This is a genomic window from Nonomuraea sediminis, from assembly GCF_018531495.1.
Classification (GTDB): Bacteria; Actinomycetota; Actinomycetes; order Streptosporangiales; family Streptosporangiaceae; genus Nonomuraea; species Nonomuraea sediminis.
In genome coordinates this window covers 378,216-399,455 of record NZ_JAHDTI010000010.1, presented here as the reverse complement: position 1 = coordinate 399,455, position 21,240 = coordinate 378,216, and the positions used below count along the sequence as shown (strand labels likewise).

General features: G+C 69.6%; 22 protein-coding genes. 16 read left to right on the top strand and 6 right to left on the bottom strand.

The features are described 5' to 3' along the window. Window positions 1–472 precede the first annotated feature (472 nt). From KIK09_RS36520 to KIK09_RS58255, 3 genes are all read left to right on the top strand, one after another. Window positions 473–1,369, top strand: coding sequence for a hypothetical protein (locus tag KIK09_RS36520; protein ID WP_214324009.1), 897 nt, complete (start codon window positions 473–475; stop codon window positions 1,367–1,369). 276 nt (window positions 1,370–1,645) lie between these two features. Continuing rightward, entirely contained in the window at window positions 1,646–1,855 is a 210-nt protein-coding gene (locus KIK09_RS36515; RefSeq protein WP_214324008.1) for a ubiquitin-like protein Pup, read from the top strand. Window positions 1,856–1,887: 32 nt separating this feature from the next. Then, window positions 1,888–2,871, top strand: a complete 984-nt coding sequence (locus KIK09_RS58255) for an endonuclease VII domain-containing protein (protein WP_214324007.1) — start codon at window positions 1,888–1,890, stop codon at window positions 2,869–2,871. Here KIK09_RS58255 and KIK09_RS36505 read toward each other — a convergent pair. The 5 genes from KIK09_RS36505 to KIK09_RS36485 form a co-directional block, all read right to left on the bottom strand. Then, entirely contained in the window at window positions 2,858–3,889 is a 1,032-nt protein-coding gene (locus KIK09_RS36505; protein WP_214324006.1) for a DNA polymerase IV, read from the bottom strand. The two genes, KIK09_RS58255 and KIK09_RS36505, sit on opposite strands and share 14 nt — an antisense overlap. Before the next feature lie 307 nt (window positions 3,890–4,196). Next, window positions 4,197–5,240, bottom strand: coding sequence for an ABC transporter ATP-binding protein (locus KIK09_RS36500; protein ID WP_214324005.1), 1,044 nt, complete (start codon window positions 5,238–5,240; stop codon window positions 4,197–4,199). Between the two features lie 40 nt (window positions 5,241–5,280). Further along, window positions 5,281–6,099 carry a carbohydrate ABC transporter permease gene (locus KIK09_RS36495; protein WP_214324004.1) on the bottom strand — a complete coding sequence of 273 codons (819 nt, stop codon included), beginning with the start codon at window positions 6,097–6,099 and terminating at the stop codon, window positions 5,281–5,283. Beyond that, window positions 6,096–6,992: a carbohydrate ABC transporter permease gene (locus KIK09_RS36490; protein WP_214324003.1), complete on the bottom strand. Its 897-nt coding sequence runs from the start codon at window positions 6,990–6,992 to the stop codon at window positions 6,096–6,098. The genes KIK09_RS36495 and KIK09_RS36490 overlap by 4 nt, the downstream gene beginning before the upstream one ends. Continuing rightward, window positions 6,967–8,319 (bottom strand): extracellular solute-binding protein, encoded by a 1,353-nt coding sequence (locus KIK09_RS36485; RefSeq protein ID WP_214324002.1) that lies wholly within the window; start codon window positions 8,317–8,319, stop codon window positions 6,967–6,969. Before KIK09_RS36485 ends, KIK09_RS36490 begins: the two co-directional genes overlap by 26 nt. 172 nt (window positions 8,320–8,491) lie before the next feature. Between KIK09_RS36485 and prcB the strand changes: the two genes are divergently transcribed. From prcB to KIK09_RS36445, 8 genes are all read left to right on the top strand, one after another. Next, window positions 8,492–9,340 carry a proteasome subunit beta gene (gene prcB, locus KIK09_RS36480; RefSeq protein ID WP_214324001.1) on the top strand — a complete coding sequence of 283 codons (849 nt, stop codon included), beginning with the start codon at window positions 8,492–8,494 and terminating at the stop codon, window positions 9,338–9,340. Window positions 9,341–9,362: 22 nt separating this feature from the next. Beyond that, entirely contained in the window at window positions 9,363–10,130 is a 768-nt protein-coding gene (gene prcA / locus KIK09_RS36475; RefSeq protein ID WP_214324206.1) for a proteasome subunit alpha, read from the top strand. Between the two features lie 191 nt (window positions 10,131–10,321). After that, entirely contained in the window at window positions 10,322–10,843 is a 522-nt protein-coding gene (locus tag KIK09_RS36470; RefSeq protein ID WP_308164516.1) for a hypothetical protein, read from the top strand. A gap of 72 nt (window positions 10,844–10,915) precedes the next feature. Beyond that, on the top strand, window positions 10,916–12,274 hold the full coding sequence (pafA, locus tag KIK09_RS36465; RefSeq protein WP_214324000.1) for a Pup--protein ligase: 1,359 nt from the start codon (window positions 10,916–10,918) through the stop codon (window positions 12,272–12,274). A 76-nt stretch (window positions 12,275–12,350) separates the two neighbouring features. Next, window positions 12,351–13,289, top strand: coding sequence for an FKBP-type peptidyl-prolyl cis-trans isomerase (locus KIK09_RS36460; protein WP_214323999.1), 939 nt, complete (start codon window positions 12,351–12,353; stop codon window positions 13,287–13,289). A gap of 57 nt (window positions 13,290–13,346) precedes the next feature. Further along, window positions 13,347–14,237 carry an FKBP-type peptidyl-prolyl cis-trans isomerase gene (locus KIK09_RS36455; protein WP_214323998.1) on the top strand — a complete coding sequence of 297 codons (891 nt, stop codon included), beginning with the start codon at window positions 13,347–13,349 and terminating at the stop codon, window positions 14,235–14,237. A gap of 428 nt (window positions 14,238–14,665) precedes the next feature. Next, window positions 14,666–15,310 (top strand): helix-turn-helix transcriptional regulator, encoded by a 645-nt coding sequence (locus tag KIK09_RS36450; protein WP_214323997.1) that lies wholly within the window; start codon window positions 14,666–14,668, stop codon window positions 15,308–15,310. Window positions 15,311–15,343: 33 nt separating this feature from the next. Further along, window positions 15,344–15,823 carry a DUF3291 domain-containing protein gene (locus tag KIK09_RS36445; protein WP_214323996.1) on the top strand — a complete coding sequence of 160 codons (480 nt, stop codon included), beginning with the start codon at window positions 15,344–15,346 and terminating at the stop codon, window positions 15,821–15,823. Here KIK09_RS36445 and KIK09_RS36440 read toward each other — a convergent pair. Next, the gene (locus tag KIK09_RS36440) at window positions 15,769–16,836 is read right to left on the bottom strand and encodes a DUF3866 family protein (RefSeq protein WP_214323995.1); all 1,068 of its coding nucleotides are present in this window, start codon (window positions 16,834–16,836) and stop codon (window positions 15,769–15,771) included. The two genes, KIK09_RS36445 and KIK09_RS36440, sit on opposite strands and share 55 nt — an antisense overlap. Window positions 16,837–16,874: 38 nt before the next feature. On the opposite strand from KIK09_RS36440, the gene KIK09_RS36435 reads away from it, so the two are divergent. The 5 genes from KIK09_RS36435 (at window position 16,875) to KIK09_RS36415 (ending at window position 21,200) form a co-directional block, all read left to right on the top strand. Then, window positions 16,875–17,819, top strand: a complete 945-nt coding sequence (locus KIK09_RS36435; protein ID WP_214323994.1) for a helix-turn-helix transcriptional regulator — start codon at window positions 16,875–16,877, stop codon at window positions 17,817–17,819. A 67-nt stretch (window positions 17,820–17,886) separates the two neighbouring features. Continuing rightward, window positions 17,887–18,852 (top strand): helix-turn-helix transcriptional regulator, encoded by a 966-nt coding sequence (locus KIK09_RS36430; protein WP_214323993.1) that lies wholly within the window; start codon window positions 17,887–17,889, stop codon window positions 18,850–18,852. Window positions 18,853–19,080: 228 nt separating this feature from the next. Next, window positions 19,081–19,392, top strand: coding sequence for a Sec-independent protein translocase subunit TatA (tatA, locus tag KIK09_RS36425; RefSeq protein ID WP_214323992.1), 312 nt, complete (start codon window positions 19,081–19,083; stop codon window positions 19,390–19,392). A 10-nt stretch (window positions 19,393–19,402) separates the two neighbouring features. Beyond that, a complete protein-coding gene (gene tatC / locus KIK09_RS36420; RefSeq protein ID WP_214323991.1) occupies window positions 19,403–20,296 on the top strand; it encodes a twin-arginine translocase subunit TatC in 894 nt (297 codons plus the stop codon). 16 nt (window positions 20,297–20,312) lie between these two features. Further along, entirely contained in the window at window positions 20,313–21,200 is an 888-nt protein-coding gene (locus tag KIK09_RS36415) for a YegS/Rv2252/BmrU family lipid kinase (RefSeq protein ID WP_214323990.1), read from the top strand. Window positions 21,201–21,240 lie beyond the last annotated feature (40 nt).

Below are 21,240 nucleotides of genomic sequence, written 5' to 3'. Positions count from 1 at the left end.
CCTTACGGCCCTGGCTGGCGCGATCTCTGGCCCTGACCGGCCGCATCCTTCACTGCCCCGGGCCGCACCCGCCGACGCGGCCCTGCCGCCACCGCGGATGCCAAGTCCGCCTGCCCTGCACGCTCAATGTCGCCATGCGCCCGTCGAGTCGGCCTCGAAGGCCCTCTCTCCGGGTGTTCCGCGGCACCCCACCTCGGGCATCGGGCCTCACCAGCACAGACACCGCGTGCTCGCCTCGCGTGGCTTTCCCGGGCTTCTTGTACGGCAAGCCGTGGAGGCGCCACCCGCCGACCTGGGCGGGCGCCCGGTGGGGACGGTACGCATGGGTGGGCCGCGGCCCGCCGTAACGTCGCGCGAGGGGCGTGGCTGGGTGGTCTGGTGAGACCGCGACGGCTGGATCCCCCGTGCGGGGGAGGGGGTTCACCAGTTCGGGTGAGGGTGGCTGCCGGGAGTACTCGGCAAGCTGGGGCGCATGAGACTGAGTTGGGCGCCATGGCTGACCGGAGCGCTGGCCACGGCGTACGCGATCCTGCAGAGCACGTGGCTACTCGCGGGCACGCCGACCTGGGCGCTGAGCAGCAGCGACCTCACCACGCCCCGAGGGCTGGTGATCGGCGCCTGCCTGGCCGTCATCGCCGTCGTCGCCGCGCTGAAGGTCACGGGCGGACGGTGGCCGCTGGTGGTGGCCGCCTGGGCGCTGAGCCTGCTGCTGACCTGCTCGGCCGCGATGATCCTGCTCGACTTCGTGGGCGGGATCCTGCCCGGGCTCGGCATCCCGCACGACCCGGCCGGGTTCGCCAGCCGCGCCGCCTGCCTGGTCGTGGCCGCCTTCTCAGCCGTCACCGCCCTGTCCTACCAGCGGGAACTGCGCGGATGCGCCCGCTGCAGCCGCATCCCGAGGCTGGCCGCGACCCCTCGGTGGGCCTACGTCGCCGCCTACGCCGCCGTGGCCGGGTTCGCGCTGCGCATCTTCGCCCAGGTGGCGCTCTTCGGGCCGGTCCCGTTCGCGGAAGGACCGCAGACACTCGTGTTCGAAGCCGGATTCGGGCTGGCAGGCGTACTGCTGCCGCTCGCCCTCGTGCACAGGTGGGGCAGGATCTGGCCGCGCTGGGTACTGCCGCTGGCCGGACGGCGGGTGCCACGCTGGCTCGTGGTCGGCCCCGGGTTCGCCGTGGCCGCCGCCCTGCTGGCCTACTTCGGCGCCGGTCTGGTCCAGCTGACCCAGGAGACGATCGCCGGGACCCTCCAGCTGCCCGCCTTCATGTGGACCGCCATCCCCGCCTACGTCCTGTGGGGAATCGGCCTCGCCATCGCCTCCACCGCCTACTACCGCGCGACCAAACCCCCATGCCCCACCTGCCACACCTGAGAACCCGCGCCCCTCGGGGAATCTACAATGTAAAGGCGTCGGGGACGCTGCGTCGGGAGCGCGGCGGCGTAGGCCGCCAGAAGGACTGTGACGAGAGGCACACTCGCTGTGTCGATGACGGCGGCGACACCGGAACCTCCTGCGTGGCGGGGGTTCCGCCATTGGATAGCGCTGGTATCCAATGAAGAGGTCAAGATCGCGGTGTGATCGGCGCGAAATGTCGCTCGGTTCGGGGAAGATATCCCTAGAGGGCAGTCCCCCGAAGCGGAGGTTGACATGGCAACCAAGGACACCGGCGGCCAGAAGCAGGCCGGCCGCCGCGACGCCGACGTCGAGGAGACCGAGGCGTCGGCGGCGCCAGACGTTCAGGAGCGCCAGGAGAAGCTCACCGACGACGTCGACGCGATCCTGGACGAAATAGACGAAGTTCTCGAAGAGAACGCAGAGGAATTTGTCAGGTCTTACGTCCAAAAGGGCGGAGAGTAGGGCAAAACGGACATCAAAATCGGACTAAAAGGGTGGAAACGCCGGAGGGGTTGAAGCGGTGCCCGGACTGCGGAGAGGTCAAGGCCGTCTCCGAGTTCGGGCGTAACAAACGACTGGCCGATGGCCTCGCTCGTTACTGCAAGGCATGCTTCCAAATACGGCATGCCAAGAGCTATCGGAGGCGGGCTGCCGAAGCGGGGAAGAAGGTTCGCGATCGCCTCGAGGTGCCAGAGGGGCAGAAGCAGTGTCCGCGATGTGCAGAGATCAAGCCTCGCGAGGAGTTCGGCCGCAATCGTGCGACCAAAGATGGGCTCACCAGCTACTGCAAGCCTTGTCACACGCTGGTCATGCGCGAAATCAAGATCAAGAATCACGGAAGCGAGCGCAACTACCTGCTGAAGCTCCGCTATGGCATCACTGAGGACGACTTCGAGCGCATGCTCGCCGCCCAAGGCGGCCTTTGCGCCATCTGCCGCGCCGTACCGGGCACTTTCGTCGACCACTGCCACGCCACCGGCGATGTCCGTGGCATCCTCTGTTTCAACTGCAACAACGGGCTCGGCCACTTCCGCGACAACGAGGCCGACCTGCAGCTGGCAGCTCTGTATCTGATGGGCGAGCTCTATCGCCCCGACTTCGTGGTGATCCCGGAGCAGCGGGCGAAGTCGAGTGCGCCGAGCCGGCGCTACCACCTGTCGCAGCGCTACCGGATCCGTGAAGAGGACGTCGACAAGATGATTGACGAACAGCACGGGCTGTGCGCTGTGTGCTGGTCGAGGCCGCCCGAGCACGTCGATCACTGTCACGACACCGGCGCGGTGCGCAAGGCACTCTGTCTGCCGTGCAACACGGGGATCGGCCAGTTCAGGGACGATCCTGATGTGGTGTGGCGGGCTCTGTCGTACCTCGAGCCTCTGTTCGAGGAGGAAGCGCTGTCCGAGGACGAGCTGGCGGAGCTGGGCCGGGCCGAGGACGCGAAGTGGTCCGCTTTCCTGGTGGGGGCTATGCCGATCTAGGCATGGTGTATTCGACGCCCACGCCGAGGAGGCGGATGGGGCGGTCGAGGGTGAAGCGGGCGAGGGCCGCGAGGGCGGCCGACTCGATGGGCTCGGGGTCGGTGGTGGGGGATTCGAGCTTGGTCTGGCGGGTTTGCGTGATGAAGGGGACGAAGCGCACCTTGACCGTGACCCGGATGACCGTGCGGCCTTCGTCCACGGCCTCGGCGGCCAGGCGGCGGGCGAACGAGCGCACGTGGTCGGCGATGATCGCGTGGTCGGCGATGTTGCGGGGGAACGTGGTCTCGTGGCTGTGGCCGCGGGGCACCCAGGGGGTGTCGGTGACGGAGGCTTCGCCCTTGCCGAGCGCGAGGTAGCGCAGCCAGGGGCCGTTGGTGGGGCCGAAACGTGTGGCGAGTTCCGCGGGGTCGGCGGCGGCCAGCTGGTTGACGGTGTGCAGGCCCAGGTCGGCGAGTTTCTTGGTGGTTTTGGCGCCGATGCCCCACAGGGCGGAGGTGGGGCGTTCGCCCATGACCTCGACCCAGTCGGCGCTGGTGAGCGTGGAGATTCCGGCCGGTTTGCGGAACTGGGCGGCCAGTTTGGCCTGGTGCTTGTTGTCGCCGATGCCGATGGAGCAGGTCAGCCCGGTCTTGTCGAGTACGGCCTGCTGTAGTTTCCTGGCCAGGGCGCCGGGGTCGTCGGTGTCGGTGCCGATGAACGCCTCGTCAAGTCCCCAGACTTCCAGCGTGACGGGGAAGTCGCGTAGCACGGCCATGACCTGCGCGGAGGCCGCCTCGTAGGCGGGCATGTCGCTGGGCAGGAAGACGGCGTCGGGGCATTTGCGGAGCGCGGTCCGCATCGGCATGCCGGAGTTGACTCCGTGTTCGCGCGCGGCGTAGGAGGCGGTCGCGACCACGGTGCGTGGCTGGGTGGGATCGCCGTTGCCGCCGACGATGACCGGCTGGTCGGCCAGTTCCGGGTGCCGCAGGATCTCGACGGAGGCCATGAACGAGTCGAGATCCAGATGCAGGATCCACACGCCCCCAGTATCACGCACCCCACCCCGAACCATGGCGCCAGACGAGGAGCGGCGATCACCCGGCAGAGCGGAGCCGCGACCCCACGGCATCACGCGAGGAGGCGTTGTCAGGGAGGAACGCCGTCAGGCGTGGAGGGGTGTCAGGCGAGAAAGGGGTGTCGGCAGGAGGGCGTCAGGCGTGGAGGTGTGACAGGAGGAGCGGCGTCAGGCAGGCGGTGTCGGGGGAGGAGGGGGTGTCAGGCGAGGGGCGCTGGTCAGGGGAGCAGGAGCCTCAGGGGAGGAGGGTGCGTCCGGGGAAGAGCGGGTGTCAGGGGAGGAGGGTGTCGTTGTGGTAGATGAGGGAGCGGTGGGGGACGGCCCAGGTGGGGGTTCCGATGGTGGGTTCCTCGCCTTCGGGGACGACCGCCTGGATGAAGGTGTGGTCGGTTTCGAGGGTGACGAGGGTGCTGGTGCCGAGGTTCTCCAGGACGGAGATCGTGCCGGGGAAGGCGTCTTCGCGTTCGGTGGGCGACAGGGTCATGTATTCGGGGCGCACGCCGTACACGATCTCGTCGCCGTCGGTGACGGCGGCGGGGGAGGGCAGGACGGCGCCGGCGACGTGGAGGCGTCCTGAGACGGCCTTGCCGGGCAGCAGGTTCATGGGGGTGGAGCCGATGAAGGAGGCGACGAAGGTGGTGGCGGGCCGCTGGAAGACCTCGGCGGGGCTGCCGACCTGGATCATGCGGCCGTGAGACATGACGGCGATGCGGTCGGCCAGCGCGAGCGCTTCCGCCTGGTCGTGGGTGACGAAGACGGTGGTGACGGCGAGGTCCCGCTGCAGGCGTTTGAGGAAGGTGCGGGCTTCGAGGCGGAGTCTGGCGTCGAGGTTGGACAGCGGCTCGTCGAACAGGAACGCGGCCGGGCGGCAGGCGATGGCGCGGGCGAGGGCGACGCGCTGCTGCTGGCCGCCGGAGAGCTGGCTGGGGCGGCGGTCGAGGAGCTCGCCGAGCGACAGGGTCGCGGCGACCTCGCGGGCTTTGGCGACGCGGTCGGCGCGGGGGACCTTCTTGATGCGCAGGGGGTAGGCGATGTTGTCGGTGACGTCCATGTGCGGAAAGATCGCGTAGTCCTGGAAGACCATGGCGACGTCGCGACGGCCGGGCGGCAGCGCGGTCACATTAACGTCATTTATCCGGACATGTCCGGCGGATGGCGTCTCGAGGCCCGCGATCGTCCGCAGCAGCGTGGTCTTGCCGCACCCCGACGGGCCCAGCAGCGCGAAGAACTCTCCGTCGCCGATCGTGAGGGAGATCCCGTCGAGCGCGCGGACCCCACCGGGAAACACCTTCGTCAGGCCGTCGAGCGCGATCATGGGAGTTCCTCCGTCGGCCCCATGATGTCGATGAGCTCGGTCATGCCTTGATCCCTCCGTGGAAGCGGAAGCCGTACCGCCTGGAGACGAACACGTACATCAGCACCACCGGCAGCGAGTACAGCAGCGAGAACGTCGAGATGAGGTCGAGCTTGGGCGCGCCGCCCTCGGTGTAGAGGGTGTAGATGATGACCGAGCCGGGCAGTTTGTCCGGGTCGCGCAGCAGGATGAACTGGAACAGGAACCCGCCCCACACGCTGGCCAGCGACCAGACCGCGATCGTGGCCAGGCCGGGCCGTACCAGGGGCACCGCGATGTGCAGCAGGATCTGCAGCGGCGAGGCGCCGAAGACGCGGGCCGACTCCTCGTAGCTGGTCGGCGTCTCGTCCATGAAGTCCTTGAGGATGAAGATCGCGGCGGGCAGCAGGCCGCTGGAGACGACGAGGATCACGCCGAGATGGGTGTCGATCAGGTCGAGCCGGGTGGCCAGCTCGAAGATCGGCACCATCGCCGCGGTGCCCGTCACGACGGACGACAGCAGCAGGAGCACGTAGAGCAGCACGTCGCGGCCTGGCACGCGGACGCGGGACAGGGCGTAGGCGGCCAGCGAGGCGAGCACGACGACCAGCGCGGCCGCGCCGCCCGCCTGGATGAGGGAGTTGCGGATGGAGCTGAGCGCGTAGGGGTTGTCGAGGATGGCGGCGAAGTTGCGCATCGTGAACTCAGGCACCGACAGCGACATGCCGGGGCTGTCGTCGAAGGGGGCGGTGGCCAGCCACAGCATGGGCAGCGCGGCCAGCCCGAGCACGAGGGCCAGGACGGCGGTGGAGGCCAGACGGCCGAGGGTGTGCCGGATCATGTGCGGCCCCGCTGTCCGCGCAGCAGCCGCAGGTAGGCCAGGGCGAAGACGAGGTTGATGAGCAGGATGAGGAAGGAGATGGCGGCGCCCAGCCCGAGCTGCCCGCCGCCGGCCTTGAGCGCGATGTCGTAGACGTAGACGGGCAGGATCTCCGAGCGGTTCTCGGGGCCGCCGGCGGTCAGCACGAACGGTGTGAAGTCGTTGAACGTCCACAGGCTGATGAGCAGCAGGTTGGTCAGCACGTGCCGCCTGATGAAGGGGAAGACGACGTCGCGCAGCTGCTGCGGGGTGCTCGCGCCGGCCAGGCGGGCGGTCTCCAGGTGGGAGGGCGGCACGTTCTGCAGCGCCGCGGCGTAGAGCATCATCGAGAAGGCGGTGCCGCGCCAGACGTTGAAGACGACGATCGACAGCAGCGGATGCTCGATCAGCATGTCCAGCCCGGGGAACACGGCGTTGACGGTGCCGTCGTCGGAGTCGAGCAGCGCGTACCACAGGAAGCCCACGACGGTGCTGGGCAGGATCCACGACAGCAGGATCACGCCCTCGACGGCGCTCTTGAACCAGCCGCGGCGTTCGCGCAGCAGCCAGGCCAGGGCGAAGCCGAGCCCGGCCTGGCCGATGACGGCCGAGCCGCCGACGTAGACGACGGTCAGCCACAGCGAGCTGAGGAAGCGCGGATCGGTCAGCGCACTGGCGTAGTTGTCCACGCCGACGAAGGACGGGTTGGCCGCGGCCAGCCCGGTCAGGCGGTAGTCGGTGAGCCCGAGGTAGATCGTCCAGATGCCCGGGATGACGAGGAAGACGCCGATGAGCACCAGGGCGGGCAGGACGAAGGCGGCGGCCCGCGTCCTGCCCAGCCCGGCGGCGTCAACCGCTGACGTTGGCCGCGCCACCGACCAGTCCCTCCAGCTTGGTCTGGTAGGCGGCGGCCGCCTGGTCGGGGCTCTTGCCGCTGACGACCTCGGCGGTGGCCTCCTGCAGGGCGGTGGACACCTGCGGGTAGACGGCCAGGCCTGGTCGGTAGGCGGTGATGGGCAGCACCTGGTCGGCCACGAACTTCAGCATCGGGTCGACGCCGAGGACCTCGTTGTTGACGTCGGTGCGGGAGCTGATGCGGGCCTGCCCGTTCAGCTGCGACTTGGTGGCGGCGGCCGAGTGCATGAACGCCAGCAGGTCCCAGGCCAGCTTGGGGTTCTGGGAGAACGGGTTGAGCACCCGCACGGCGCCGCCGGACATGCTGACGAAGTCCTGGCCGCGGATCCCGGCGCCGGGCTGCTTGGCGGGGATCTTGGCGTAGCCGACGACGGTGTCGCGGTCCTGCATGGGCGCGACGCCGGCCTTGGGCTCGATGACCGAGCGCCAGAAGTAGTCGCTCTCGGCCAGGATGCCGATCTTGCCGGAGGCGAACTCGGCGAAGGACTTGTCGCGGCCCTTGGCCTCCTGCTGCAGCCTGGGGTCGCCGAGGCCGCTGCCGCCGTAGATCTGCTGGTAGAAGCCGAGCACGTCCTTCATCGCCTGTGAGGCGCCCGTCCACTTGCCGCCGGAGTAGATCTCGGCGCCGGCGCCGGTCAGCAAGGGCAGTACGCCCTGCATGGTGGTGGCCTCGCCCATGGCGGTGCCGGCGTTGATCTGGATCGGCACGGGGACGCCCGACGCCTTCAGCTTGGTGCCGGCGTCGATGATCTCCTGCCAGCTCCTCGGCTGCCACGTCTCGGGCAGGCCTGCCTTCTTGAACAGGGTCTTGTTGTAGAACAGGACGCGGCCGTCGGTGCCCTGCGGCATGCCGTACTTCTTGCCGTCGAAGATGCCCAGCCCCTGTACGGCCTGCGGGATCTGGGACCAGCCCTCCCAGCTGTCGACGGCGGGCCCGCCCACCTCCGCCAGCGGCTTGATGTAGCCCGCCTGGGCGAACTCGCCCACCCAGATGCCGTCGATGTCGATGACGTCGGCGCCCCGCCTGGACTTCAGGTCGAGCGCGATCCTGGTCTTGTACTGCTCGTCGTCGACGCCGCTCGCGTCGAACAGCACGTGCACGTTGGGATGGCTCTTCTCGAACTCCGGGATGACGTACTTCTTGATCCAGTCGGCTGACTCGGAGTTCTTGCCGCCCGAGATGGCGTTGGCGGCGATGCGCAGCGTGGTCGACTCCTGTGCGGGGGTGCCCGAGCCGCAGGAGGTGAGCGCGAGGGCGGTGAACAAGGCGATGAGGGCTCGCCGCATGTCGGCCTCCTGTTCAGGACGTGCAGACATACCGACAATCGCACGGGTGCTGCCGGGCGTAAAGAAACGATCTGGTGAACCGGTTCGCCGTGAGCTGATCGAGGGAAGTGCAAGCATCAAGTGAACATGAGTAGGGTCGCCCTAGGAGTAGTGACGCTTGGGAGGGAGTCGCGTGGCATCGCACAGGGATCTGCCCGCCGGCTTGGTGACAAACTTTTTCCAGAACACCGGGAGTTCCTCGTTCACCGAGTTTGTCGGGACACATGCGCCCGATTTGCTGCCGCACCGTGACACGGCGCTGGCCACGCCCATCGGCGACCAGGTTCCGCACGCCACGACGATCGTCGCGGCGACGTTCGCCGGCGGCGTGATCATGGCCGGTGACCGGCGGGCCACCTCGGGCAACATCATCTCGCAGCGTGACGTGGAGAAGGTGTTCCGCGCCGACGACTACTCGTGCATGGGCATCGCCGGCACCGCGAGCACCGGCATCGAGATGGCCCGGCTCTACCGGGTGGAGCTGGAGCACTACGAGAAGATGGAGGGTCGGACGCTGTCGGTGGCAGGCAAGGCCAACCGGCTGGCGACGATGATCCGCGGCAACCTCGGCATGGCCATGCAGGGCCTGGTCGTGGTGCCGCTGTTCGCCGCCTACGACCCCGACAAGGACGAGGGCCGCATCTTCAGCTACGACGTGGCGGGCGGGCCGTACGAGCGGGAACGCTTCGACTGCATCGGCTCGGGCTCGATCTTCGCGCGCGGGTCGCTGAAGAAGCTGTACCGCGACGACGCGAACGCCGACGACATGACGATGATCCTCATCCAGGCGCTGTACGACGCGGCCGACGACGACTCGGCGACGGGCGGCCCCGACGTGACGCGCAAGATCTGGCCCATCGTGTCGGTGATCGACGCCGACGGCTACCAACGTCTGTCGGACGACCGGGTGGCCGAGTACGTCGACCGGATGCTCGAGGAACGCCTGATCTCGCCTGACGGCCCGATCGCCCCGCTGCGCTAGAAAGGACCATCTTCCGGTGTCCATGCCTTTTGGATATGCGTCCCCTGAGCAGATCATGCGGGACAAGGCGGACTACGCGCGCAAGGGCATCGCGCGCGGCCGCTCCGTCGTCGTGCTTCAGTACGAGGACGGCATCCTGTTCGTCGCCCCGAACCCGTCGCGGGCGCTGCACAAGATCAGCGAGATCTACGACCGGATCGGGTTCGCCGCGGTCGGGCGCTACAACGAGTTCGAAGAGCTGCGCCTGGGCGGCATCCGCTACGCCGACATCAACGGCTACACCTACGACCGCTCCGACGTGACCGGCCGCGGCCTGGCCAACCTGTACGCCTCCAACCTGGGCCGCATCTTCACCGAGTCGATCAAGTCGCTCGAGGTGGAGGTCGTGGTGGCCGAGGTGGGCGACGCGCCTGAAGGCGACGCGATCTACCGGCTGACCTTCGACGGGTCGGTCTTCGACGAGCACGGCTTCGCCGCGATGGGCGGCCAGGCCGACGCGGTCGCCACGCGCCTCAAGGAGCGTTACCACGAGGGCATGCCGCTGGCCGACGCGCTTGAGGTGGCGCTGACCGCGCTCACCGAGCCGGGCGGCGAGCGGACGCCGGTGGCGCAGCTTGAGGTGGCGGTGCTCGACCGCAACCGCGAGCACCGCAAGTTCCTGCGCCTGACGGGCGCGCGCCTGGAGCGCCTGCTCGCCGAGGCGGCCCCGCCGCCGCCCGTCGAGGAGCCCCCGGCCGACGACGAGCCGCCGACCGCGCCCTCGGGTGACATCGACGACGGCAGCTCCTGACCCCTGACGGCCTCGCCGTACAAGATCTTGTACGGCGAGGCCGCACCCACCGCCACTCGCCGCACTCCGGCCGGGCCCTGTCCAGGGAGACGGTCCTGCGGCGACGACGCGTCCCGCCGTAACGGCGCCATGTGACCCAAGTCACGGTGATCGTCGCGAACCGCCGCAGGCGATGAGGGATCGTAGGAATCGTGCAGATTCTCAAGCGTTCCCTCATCGCGGGCGGCGCGGCCGCGGCCGTGATCCTGGCCGGAGGCGTCGCCGCGGACGCGGCCACCTATCCCAAGTACAAGGCGCCGAAGATCTTCGGGACGAGCTTCCAGAAGGACCCGGCGCACGACTTCACCAAGCACATCTCCTCGCGCCACAACGGGATCCTGCGCGGCTGGATCACCCACGTCAGCGGCGGCACCGTCGAGTACACCCCGATCAGGTGGAAGAAGGGCACGCAGGACGAGGGCCACTTCGAGGGCCCGCCCGAGGGCGACGTGATGGCCTACGCCTCGCCCATCGCCAAGGACGTGACGTTCCTGTCGGCCTACGGCTGCAAGGCCTCCCCGTCGTACATGACGGTCGACCGCGACACGGGCCTGGGCGCCAAGAAGTGCTCGCGCGCGGCCCTGATCAAGCGAGCCAAGTCCTACCAGCAGGCCGCGCTCATCACGGTCTACAAGGGACAGATCGTTCAGCTGCAGGAGATCTACACGCCGTAACGCCGCTGTCCGCCGGAAAACACGCGGGAAAGATCTCTCCCGCTTGTCGGCGGGTGGGCATAGTGTGAGGTGATGGATCGTCGCATCTTCGGGCTGGAGAACGAGTACGGCGTGACCTGCACGTTCCGTGGACAGCGCAGGCTGTCCCCGGACGAGGTCGCCCGCTACCTGTTCCGGCGGGTCGTGTCCTGGGGCCGATCGAGCAACGTCTTCCTCCGCAACGGCGCACGTCTGTACCTGGACGTGGGCAGCCATCCTGAGTACGCAACCCCCGAGTGTGACAACGTCGTCGAGCTGGTCACCCACGACAAGGCCGGAGAGCGCATCCTCGAAGGCCTGCTCGTGGACGCCGAGAAGCGGCTGCGCGAAGAGGGCATCGCCGGCGACATCTACCTGTTCAAGAACAACACCGACTCGGCCGGCAACTCCTACGGCTGCCACGAGAACTACCTGGTCGGCCGGCACGGCGAGTTCGGGCGGCTGGCCGACGTGCTGATCCCGTTCCTGGTGACGCGGCAGATCATCTGCGGCGCCGGCAAGGTGCTGCAGACGCCGCGCGGCGCCGTCTACTGCGTCTCGCAGCGGGCCGAGCACATCTGGGAGGGCGTCTCGTCCGCCACGACCAGGTCCAGGCCGATCATCAACACCCGCGACGAGCCGCACGCCGACGCCGAGCGCTTCCGCCGCCTGCACGTGATCGTGGGCGACTCCAACATGAGCGAGACCACGATGCTGCTCAAGGTCGGCGCGACCGACCTGGTGCTGCGCATGATCGAGGCGGGCACCGTGATGCGCGACCTGAGCCTGGAGAACCCGATCAGGGCCATCCGCGAGGTGTCGCACGACATGACGGGTCGCCGCCGGGTGCGCCTGGCCAACGGCAGGGAGGCCTCGTCGCTGGAGATCCAGCAGGAGTACCTGTCCAAGGCCAAGGACTTCGTCGACCGGCGCGGCGGCGACCCGATCGCCCACCGGGTGCTCGAGCTGTGGGAGCGCACCCTGCACGCGGTCGACACCGGCAACCTCGACCTGGTCTCCCGCGAGATCGACTGGGTGACCAAATACCAGCTGATCGAGCGCTACCGCAAGAAGTACGACCTGCCGCTGTCGTCGCCTCGGGTGGCCCAGCTCGACCTGGCCTACCACGACGTGCACCGCAAGCGCGGCCTGTTCTACCTGCTGCAGAAGCGCGGCTCGGTGGAGCGGGTGGCCTCCGACCTGAAGATCTTCGAGGCCAAGTCGGTGCCGCCGCAGACGACCAGGGCGCGCCTGCGCGGCGAGTTCATCCGCAAGGCCCAGGAGAAGAGGCGCGACTTCACCGTCGACTGGGTTCACCTCAAGCTGAACGACCAGGCTCAGCGCACCGTTCTGTGCAAGGACCCGTTCAGGAGCGTGGACGAGAGAGTGGACAAACTCATAGCCGGAATGTAGGGGGGCCGTTTACCTCGGGCCTACTCGAAAGTCGGATAGGGTGACGCGAATCTGCCGTCTTTCCGAGGGAAACCCCATGCGCCGCGCTATGGCCGCTCTGGCCGCCGTGCCATTGATCTTCTTCGCCGCCGCGTGCGGCTCGTCCGACGCCGGAGCCAACGGCAACCCCGCGAGCCCGGCGGCGGCGACAGGCAAGCTGAAGGTCACCGGAGCCGTGGGCGCCAAGCCCACGGTGACCTTCCCCTCCGGAGCGCCGGCCACCAAGTCTTCGGTGGAGGTCATCGAGCCCGGCACCGGCCCGGCGGTCAAGACCGGCGACAAGCTGATCGTGAACCTGACCGTCTACAACTGGGACGGCAAGCAGAACGCGTTGCAGGGCTCCTCCTACGACACCAAGCAGCCGGAGACCATCCCGGTCGACCAGCAGATCCCCAAGGTGCTCCAGGACGGCTTCGCCCAGATCAAGCACGGTGGCAGGCTGCTCGCCGTACTGGCCAACGACACCGGGCAGGCGCAGCAGGGGCAGCAGCCGCAGCCGACCAAGGTGTTCGTGATCGACGTGGTCAAGGCCGCGCCCACGCCGCTGGCGGCCGCCACCGGCAAGGAGACCGGCGACAGCATCAAGGGCGTCAAGGTGGTCAACCCGGGCGGCGACAAGGCGCCCGTGCTCACCACGAAGACCGACGAGAAGGCGCCCAAGGACCTCGTGGTCAAGACCGTCATCAAGGGCAAGGGTGACAAGGTCCAGCCGACCAACACGATCGTCGCCCACTACACGGGCAAGATCTGGGGCACCGACAAGGAGTTCGACTCCAGCTGGACCAAGGGGCAGCCGGCCACGTTCCCGCTCAACCAGGTCGTCCAGGGCTGGCAGAAGGGCCTGGCAGGGGTGCCCGTCGGCAGCCGCGTGGTGATGAGCATCCCGCCGGAGCTGGGCTACGGAGCGCAGGAGCAGCAGGGCATCCCGGCCAACAGCACCCTGGTGTTCGTGGTCGATGTCCTGGCCGCCTACTGACATGACCCGGTAGCATCACGGCCTCTGGGCCGTGATGCTCGCTGGGGAGGCATGCCGATGCGCCGCTTGGCCGCGCTGCTGCTGGTGCCGCTCGTCGCGGCGTGCACGGCGACAGGGGGTGGCGACCCCGATCTGAAGGTGGGCGGCGCGTTCGGCGGCAAGCCCTCCATCGTCTTCCCCGCCGGCAAGCCGTCGGCCGAGCTGCAGATCGACCAGCTTGCCGCGGGCAAGGGCGCGCAGCTCGGCAAGGACGACGTGGCCATCGTCCAGTACACCGCGCACGTCTGGGACGGCAAGGAGAACCGCCTGGTCGACTCCAGCTTCAACCGCGGCACGCCCGCCGCCTTCCCCGTCGGGCAGCTGCTGCCGGGGCTGGACAGAGCGCTGCAAGGACGCCGGGTCGGCAGCCGCGTCATCGCCTCGATCCCGCCGGCGCAGGGCTTCGGCGCCAACCCGCCGCAGGGCATCGGCCCCGACGACGACCTGTTCTACGTCATCGACATCCTCGGCGCCTACCCCAAAGGCGTCTCGGCGGGCGGCCTCGGCGGCAGGCTCGGCGGCATCCGCGTCAGCGGCGGCAAGCGGCCGCGCCTCCTGCTGCCGGCCGGGCCCGCCCCCGTCGCCTTCCACGCCAAGGTCATCGCCAGGGGTTCGGGGCCGCGAACCCACGCCGGGCAGCTGCTGGTGGTGCAGTACCAGGGCGCCACCTGGGCGAGCCGGCGCGTCTTCGACTCCACCTGGGCGACGGGCCAGCCCAAGGCCTTCAAGATCGGCGACGGCAGCGTCATCAAGGCCTGGGACCGCGCCCTCACCGGCGTCCCCGTCGGCAGCCGCGTCCTCATGACCGCCCCACCCGCCTACGCCTACGGCCCCACCGGCGCCCCCACCCACGGCATCCGCCCCTCCGACACCCTCGTCTTCCTCATCGACATCATCGCCGCCTACTGACCCGCTTCCCTGCCGTGTCTGTACGGCGAGCTGTGGTTGTACGGCGTGCTATGGCCATACGGCGAGATATTGCTGTACGGCGAGCCACCGCCAACGGCCGCCCGCCGCACTCCGGCTGAGGGCCCGCGACCGGCGCTTCCGGCGAGTCGACGCCCCTTCCCGCCGCCACGGCGCCAGGAACCCGCGCGCCATGGTGTCGGGTTGCCCGCCGCACAGGGCGCCGGGCGCCGGGTCGGTGGGCAGGTGTGCGGCGGAGGTCGGCGCCCTGCTACGGCGGGGTAGGACGGCCGGGGTGCCTGGATGACGAAGCGTCGTGGCGGTGAGCAAGGGGCGCCGACTCGCCGGAAGCGCCGGTCACAGGCCCTGAGCCGAAGAACGGCGGGCGGCCGGTGGCGGTGGCTCGCCGTACAGCAGGGAAAATAGAACGCGTGGATGACCTCGAAAGGGTGGGGCAGCTGCAGGATCCCGTGCGGCGGCGGCTGTATGAGTTCGTCGTGGCTCAGCGCGGTGAGGTCGGCAGGGGTGAGGCGGCCGAGGCGGCGGGTGTGTCCAGGACGCTGGCCGCGCACCACCTCGACAGGCTGGTCGAGGCGGGCCTGCTGGACAGCGCGTTCCGCCCGCAGGAGAAGAAGGGGCCGGGCAGCGGCAGGCCCGCGAAGGTGTACAGGCGGGCGGCGCAGGAGCGGTCCGTGAGCCTGCCGCCGCGCGACTACGCGACGCTGGCCAGGGTCCTGGCCGAGACGGTCGACCTGCTGGGCGGCGAGGAGCAGGCCGAGAAGGCCGCCAGGGCGGCGGGCGAACGCATCGGCCGGAAGGTCGGCGGTCCGCTGGAGCGGATACTGCGCGAGCGCGGCTACCAGCCCTACCAGGAGGGCGGGCGGCTGCGCATGCGCAACTGCCCCTTCCACGTGCTGGCCGAGGACGAGCCGATACTGGTGTGCGGGGTCAACCTGGCCCTGTGCCAGGGCATGCTCGAGGGCATCGGCGATGACCCTGACGGGGCCGAGCTGGACCCGAGACCGGGGGAGTGCTGCGTCTCGTTCGCCCAGAACTCTAAAACAAACGAGGATTGACATAGAGCGAGGAGGGATGGTTCTCTGAGCGTCATGCATCTAGCCCAGCTCAACGTCGCCCACATGCGCGCCCCCATCGACAGCCCTGAGCTCGCCGAGTTCGTCGCCCTGCTCGAGCCCGTCAACGCCATCGCCGACGAGTCGCCCGGCTTCGTCTGGCGGCTGAAGGAGAGCGAACAGGACCCGACGGCGACCGTCATCCACGACTACGGCGACCACCTGCTGGTCAACTTCTCGGTGTGGGAGTCGCTCGAGACCGTGTGGAACTACGCCTACCGCAGCGCCCACCTGGGCGTGCTGCGCCGCCGCAGGGAGTGGTTCCTGCGCATGGCCGAGCCGTACATGGTGATGTGGTGGGTCCCCGAGGGCTACATCCCGACCCTGGCGGAGGCCATGGAGCGGCTCGAACACCTCAAGTCACACGGGCCGAGCCCGGCGGCGTTCACCTTCAAGGACTTCTACGACAGCAGCGAGGCCGCGAACCTGCCCGCCGCCGCCGAGCCCAGGAAGTAGGCCAGGTCCTCCTCCAGCCCCCGCCCCATCGTCGACAGCCGCACGGGCGCGGCGCGCAGCGCCTCGTGCAACCCCTCGACCGGCACCCGCACCAGCTCATGCCGTACGGCGAGCGGCTCGGCCTGGACGCGCACCCGCTCCCCGAACTCGCCCGGCAGCTCCGGCACCACCACCTGGGCGGGCGACAGCGCCACCCGGCCGTAGGCCGTCAGTGAATGGTGCGAGACGCCGATGTGCCGCTCCCGCTTGTCGCCCTCGCTGATCCGCAGGGCCGCCACCGGCCTGCCGGACAGCACCGCGGCCGCGTTGACCGCCTCGCCCGCCGACACCCCGGAGAAGCCCCACCGGGTGCCCGTGCCCAGATTGCCGGGCCCCTGCGTGACGACGGCCAGGTCGGCCTCGAGCACGTGCCTGGCGGCGAGCAGCCCGGTGTGGGTGGTGACCGCCTCGACGTCGCCGCCGAACGCCTGGCCCACCGTGACGACCCCGGCCAGCCAGCCGATCTCGCGCAGCCGCGCGCAGGCCATGGAGAACCACGCGGGCAGCGCCCCGCCGTCCAGCATCACGTAGGCGACCTTGGCCTGCGGCCTGGCCTCGTAAAGCCCGCACAGGATCGGCGGCAGCGCCGAGTGCAGGTCGGCCACGATCACCGGCATCCCGTCGACCGAGTCGGCCTCGCGCAGCAGCTCGTGATGGGGCGAGTCCTGCTCGTCGGCGCCCTGCACCGTCGCCTGCAGCGGCGTGTAGCGGGCCTTGACCAGGTGGCCGGGACCGGTGGGATCTTCCGGCAAACGGTTCGGCACCGCCACCACCATGGCGTAACCTCCCGTACCGAGACCCATCGCGAGTGCCGTCGTGTTGAGCAGCACCTCGTCGCCGGGCTGCGGGTGGCCGACCAGGGGAGGGTAGGCCAGCGCCCTGCACTCCCCCTCGGGGACGGCGACGTCAAGCTCCACCGCTCCCGGCCACTCGCGGCGGATCCTCAGCACCTCGCCCTTGCGCCATCTGATCACCAGGGCAGGGTAGCGTCGAATCGGAGAAGGAGAGGCAGATGTCGCGCCGTAAGACCGAGCGGTTGCTGAATCTCGTGATCTGCCTGCTTGCGACGCGCCGCCCGCTGTCGGCCGAGCAGATCAGGCAGGCCGTGCCCGGCTACGACCGCGACGGCGACGAGGCCTTCCAGCGGATGTTCGAGCGCGACAAGAACGAGCTGCGCGAGATCGGCATCCCCATCGACGTGGTGCGCGACCCGTGGGAGGACGAGCCCGGCTACCGCATCGAGCGCCAGTCCTACGAGCTGCCCGAGATCACCCTGGAGGCCGACGAGGCGGCCGTGCTCGGGCTGGCGGCGCAGGTGTGGCAGCGGGCCAGCCTGGCCGAGGCGGCCTCCGGCGCGCTGCTGAAGCTGCGCGCGGGCGGCATCGAGACCCATCAGGACGTGGGCGCGCTCGAGCTGCGCGTCGACACCCGCGACCCCGCCTTCCCCGCGCTGTGGGAGGCGGTGCGCGACCGCCGGGTGGTGCGCTTCGACTACCGCAGCGCAGGAAGCGAGAACGTGCGCACCCGCACCGTCGAGCCCTGGGGCGTGGTCAGCCGCCGCGGCAGGTGGTACCTGGCCGGGTTCGACCGCGACAGGCAGGCGCCGCGCGCCTTCCGGGTCAGCCGCGTCATGGGCGACGTGGCCACGCTCGGCAAGCCGGGCGCGGTCGAGGTGCCTGCGGGGGTGGACCTGCGCGGCATGATCGCCTTCCCGGACGAGCCGATGGAGGAGAGGGTCGCCACCATCCGCGTACGGCAGGGCACGTGCGAGGGGCTGAGACAGCTGGCCGGCTCGGTCACCCCGGGGCAGGACGGCTGGGACGAGGCGGAGCTGGTCTTCTCCGACCCCGAACGGCTGGCGGGCTGGATGGCGAGCCTGGGGGCCGACGTGGAGGTGGTGAGCCCGCCGGACGCCCGCGAGGCGGTCATCGGGCGGCTGAAGGGGGCTTTGACGTGAGCGAGCTTGTCGAGCGAACCAATGGACACAGCAGTGGTCCGCTCATGCGGCCGACGAAGGAGGCCGCATGAGCGGGTCCGCGGACAGGCTGCCACGGTTGCTTGCGCTCGTGCCGTACCTGATGTCCCACCCGGGGGCGCAGGTCGGCGAGGTGGCCGAGGTGTTCGGGCTGAGCGAGAAGCAGCTCATCGACGACCTGCAACTGGTGTGGATGTGCGGGCTGCCCGGCCACACCCCCGGCGACCTGATCGACGTCTCCTGGGACGGCGGCGAGATCATCATCGACAACGCCGACACCATCGCCAGGCCGCTGCGCCTGGGCATCGACGAGGCCAGCGCCCTGCTGGTGGCGCTGCGCATGCTGGCCGCGATGCCCGAGCTGGCCGAGGCGCAGGGCGACGCGCTGCCCCGGGTGGTGGCCAAGCTGGAGCGGGCCGCCGGCGAGGGCGCCGCCGCGGTCAGCAGCCAGGTCGCCGTCGACGTGGACGCCTCACCCGACGCGCTGCCGCGGGTGCGGGAGGCGCTGACCGCCAAGCGGCGCCTGTCGATGCGCTACTACGTGCCGGGGCGCGACGAGGTGACGCCGCGCGAGGTCGACCCGATGCGGCTGGTCATGGTCGACGGGCGCACCTACCTGGAGGGCTGGTGCTACCGGGCCGAGGCGATGCGGCTGTTCCGGCTCGACAGGATGCTCGGCGTCGAGGTGCTCGACGTGCGCGCCGACCCGCCGGCCGAGGCCGAGCCGATGGACCTCACCAAGGGCGTCTTCCGCCCCTCGCCCACCGACGAGCTGGTCGAGCTCGAGGTCACCGCCGCGGGACGCTGGGTGGCCGAGTACTACCCGTGCGAGGAGGTCACCGAGCTGGGGGAGGGGCGGCTGCGGGTCACGCTGCGCGCCCGCGACCAGGACTTCGTGCTCAAGCTGGCGCTGCGGCTCGGCGACACCGGGCGGGTCGTCTCGCCGCCGGCCATGGCCGAGCACGTGCGCGAGGAGGCCGGTCGCGCCCTGGCCCTGTACTCTCGGCAGACATGACGTGGATCCTCGTGTCGGTCGCCCTGAGCATCGCAGGGGTGGCCGCGCTCGTGGTCGCGGGCTTTCGAGTCATCGCCGCTGCGCGTACCCTGAACAGGGAAATCGCCGAAGCTCGGGCCCAGATCGAACCCCGTGGAGCAAGATTGCGCGACGGGGGTGGTGAGAGCGCACCTCCGGCAGCGTACGATCGGGCTTGAGACAGCACCTCGCTCTGCCTAAGGAAGCCTCATGAACCTGCAAGCTCCGGAGATCATTCTGATCCTGGTCGTGCTCGTATTGCTGTTCGGCGCGAAAAAGCTTCCGGACCTTGCCCGGGGTGTCGGCAGGTCGATGCGCGTGTTCAAGGCGGAGACTTCGAAGCTGCGCGACGACGATGAGGAGCCGGTCGTGACGCAGCAGACGACCGCCCAGGCGGCACCGGTCCAGCCCGTGGAGCTGCCGCCCACCGCTCCCGTGCTGAGCGCGGAGGAGCAGGCCAGGCAGCTTGAGGAGCAGGCCGCCAAGCTGCGCGCTCAGGCCGCAGCTGAGAAGAAGTCCTGACCGCGGAACGATGGCGCTGCTGAAGCGGCCGGGCAAGAAGGGCCAGTCCCCGGTCGACGACGAGGGCCGCATGCCGCTCATGGATCACCTCCGTGAGCTGCGCAAGCGTGTCGTCATCTCACTGCTGGCCCTGGCTGTCGGCACTGCCGTCGGCTGGCTGGTCTTCGACTGGGTGTGGGCGGCGCTGAAGGCGCCCTACTGCGCCATCCCGCAGTCGCACCAGCTCAACGGGAAGTGCGCCCTCACCTACGGCGGCATCTTCCAGTCCTTCTTCATCACGTTGAAGGTCTCGTTCATGGTCGGCATGGTGGTCGCCTCGCCGGTCTGGCTCTACCAGATCTGGGCGTTCGTGGCCCCCGCCCTCTACCGCAGCGAGCGACGCTACACCTTCGGCTTCCTCAGCCTGGCGATCCCGCTGTTCGCCTGCGGCGCCGTGCTCGCCTACTTCTTCATGGGCACCAGCCTGGCGGTGCTGCTCGGCTTCGCGCCCGCCGACGCGGTGGCGACCATCCAGATCGACGACTACCTCGACTACGTCCTGGTCATGTTGATGATCTTCGGGGTGTCGTTCGAGCTGCCGCTGCTGATGGTCTTCCTCAACCTGATCGGCGTCCTGCCGCGCTCGCTCGTGGCCAAGCATCGCCGGATGGCGATCTTCCTGATGTTCGTCTTCGCGGCCGTCATCACGCCCAGCGGCGACCCGTTCACCATGTCCGCGCTGGCCGTGCCCATGGTGGTGCTGTTCCTGGCCGCCGAAGGGTTCATGTACCTGCGGGAGAAGCGGCAACCCGAGAGCGAGTTCGCCGGCCTGTCCGATGACGAGGCGTCCCCGCTGAACCTCGACGAGGATCCCGCCGACAACGAGGCCTCTTCGCTGCCGGAGGATACCGAGCGCGACCGTTAGGCGATACATTCCGGGCGTGGCCCCCCAAATCGCATTGCTGGTCAACCCCGCCGCCCGCGGTGGCAGGTCCGTTCGCCTGCTCGAACCCGTCGTGCGCCGCCTGCACGCGGGCGGCGCCGACGTGAGCGTGCTCGCCGGCCTGTCCGCCGCCGACGCCCTCGAGCAGGCCTGTACGGCTGTCGCCGAGCGCCCCGACGCGCTGGTCGCCTTCGGCGGCGACGGCCTGGTCCACCTGGCCGTCCAGGCGGTGGCGGGCACCGACGTGCCGCTCGGCATCATCCCGGCAGGCACCGGCAACGACATCGCCGACGCGCTCGGCATCCCGCACAAGGACCCGCTGGCCGCCGCCAGGTCCGTGCTGCGGATGAAGACCCGGGTGATCGACGTGGCCCGCATCCGCGCAGGAGAGGCCGACGAGCTGTTCGCCGGCGTGGTGTGCTGCGGGTTCGACTCCCGGGTCAACGAGCGGGCCAACCGGCTCACCTGGCCGCCGGGCATGGGCAAGTACTTGGTGGCGACCGTGCAGGAGCTGAGTTCCTTCCGGCCGATCCCCTTCCGCATCACCCTCGACGACGACGAGGTGATCGAGAAGGAGGCCATGCTGGTGGCCGTCGGCAACACCCGCTCCTACGGCGCCGGCATGCGCGTGTGCCCCGACGCCCGCCCCGACGACGGGCTGCTCGACGTGGTGATCCTGTCGGCGGTCGGCAAGGGGGAGTTCCTGCGCGTGTTCCCCAGCGTCTACCGCGGCGCCCACGTGGTGCACCCGGCGGTGTCGCAGCGCAGGGTGCGCAGCGTCCGCCTGGAGGCACCGGACGTGATCGTCTACGCCGACGGTGAGCGCATCGGGCCCGTCCCTGTCACCTGCGAGGTGCGGCCGGGCGCGCTGCGGGTCATCGTGTGAGATCTACTTTGTAAAGGCGCCCCCGCCCCTGGACTGACCG

Excerpts from the sequence above, each read along its gene's own strand:
- KIK09_RS36520 (WP_214324009.1), top strand. The coding sequence starts at position 473 with ATGAGACTGAGTTGGGCGCCATGGCTGACCGGAGCGCTGGCCACGGCG.
- KIK09_RS36515 (WP_214324008.1), top strand. The coding sequence starts at position 1,646 with ATGGCAACCAAGGACACCGGCGGCCAGAAGCAGGCCGGCCGCCGCGAC.
- KIK09_RS36500 (WP_214324005.1), bottom strand. The coding sequence starts at position 5,240 with ATGATCGCGCTCGACGGCCTGACGAAGGTGTTTCCCGGTGGGGTCCGC.
- KIK09_RS36495 (WP_214324004.1), bottom strand. The coding sequence starts at position 6,099 with ATGATCCGGCACACCCTCGGCCGTCTGGCCTCCACCGCCGTCCTGGCC.
- KIK09_RS36485 (WP_214324002.1), bottom strand. The coding sequence starts at position 8,319 with ATGCGGCGAGCCCTCATCGCCTTGTTCACCGCCCTCGCGCTCACCTCC.
- prcA (WP_214324206.1), top strand. The coding sequence starts at position 9,363 with ATGCCTTTTGGATATGCGTCCCCTGAGCAGATCATGCGGGACAAGGCG.
- pafA (WP_214324000.1), top strand. The coding sequence starts at position 10,916 with ATGGATCGTCGCATCTTCGGGCTGGAGAACGAGTACGGCGTGACCTGC.
- KIK09_RS36460 (WP_214323999.1), top strand. The coding sequence starts at position 12,351 with ATGCGCCGCGCTATGGCCGCTCTGGCCGCCGTGCCATTGATCTTCTTC.
- KIK09_RS36455 (WP_214323998.1), top strand. The coding sequence starts at position 13,347 with ATGCGCCGCTTGGCCGCGCTGCTGCTGGTGCCGCTCGTCGCGGCGTGC.
- KIK09_RS36445 (WP_214323996.1), top strand. The coding sequence starts at position 15,344 with ATGCATCTAGCCCAGCTCAACGTCGCCCACATGCGCGCCCCCATCGAC.
- KIK09_RS36435 (WP_214323994.1), top strand. The coding sequence starts at position 16,875 with ATGTCGCGCCGTAAGACCGAGCGGTTGCTGAATCTCGTGATCTGCCTG.
- KIK09_RS36430 (WP_214323993.1), top strand. The coding sequence starts at position 17,887 with ATGAGCGGGTCCGCGGACAGGCTGCCACGGTTGCTTGCGCTCGTGCCG.
- tatA (WP_214323992.1), top strand. The coding sequence starts at position 19,081 with ATGAACCTGCAAGCTCCGGAGATCATTCTGATCCTGGTCGTGCTCGTA.
- tatC (WP_214323991.1), top strand. The coding sequence starts at position 19,403 with ATGGCGCTGCTGAAGCGGCCGGGCAAGAAGGGCCAGTCCCCGGTCGAC.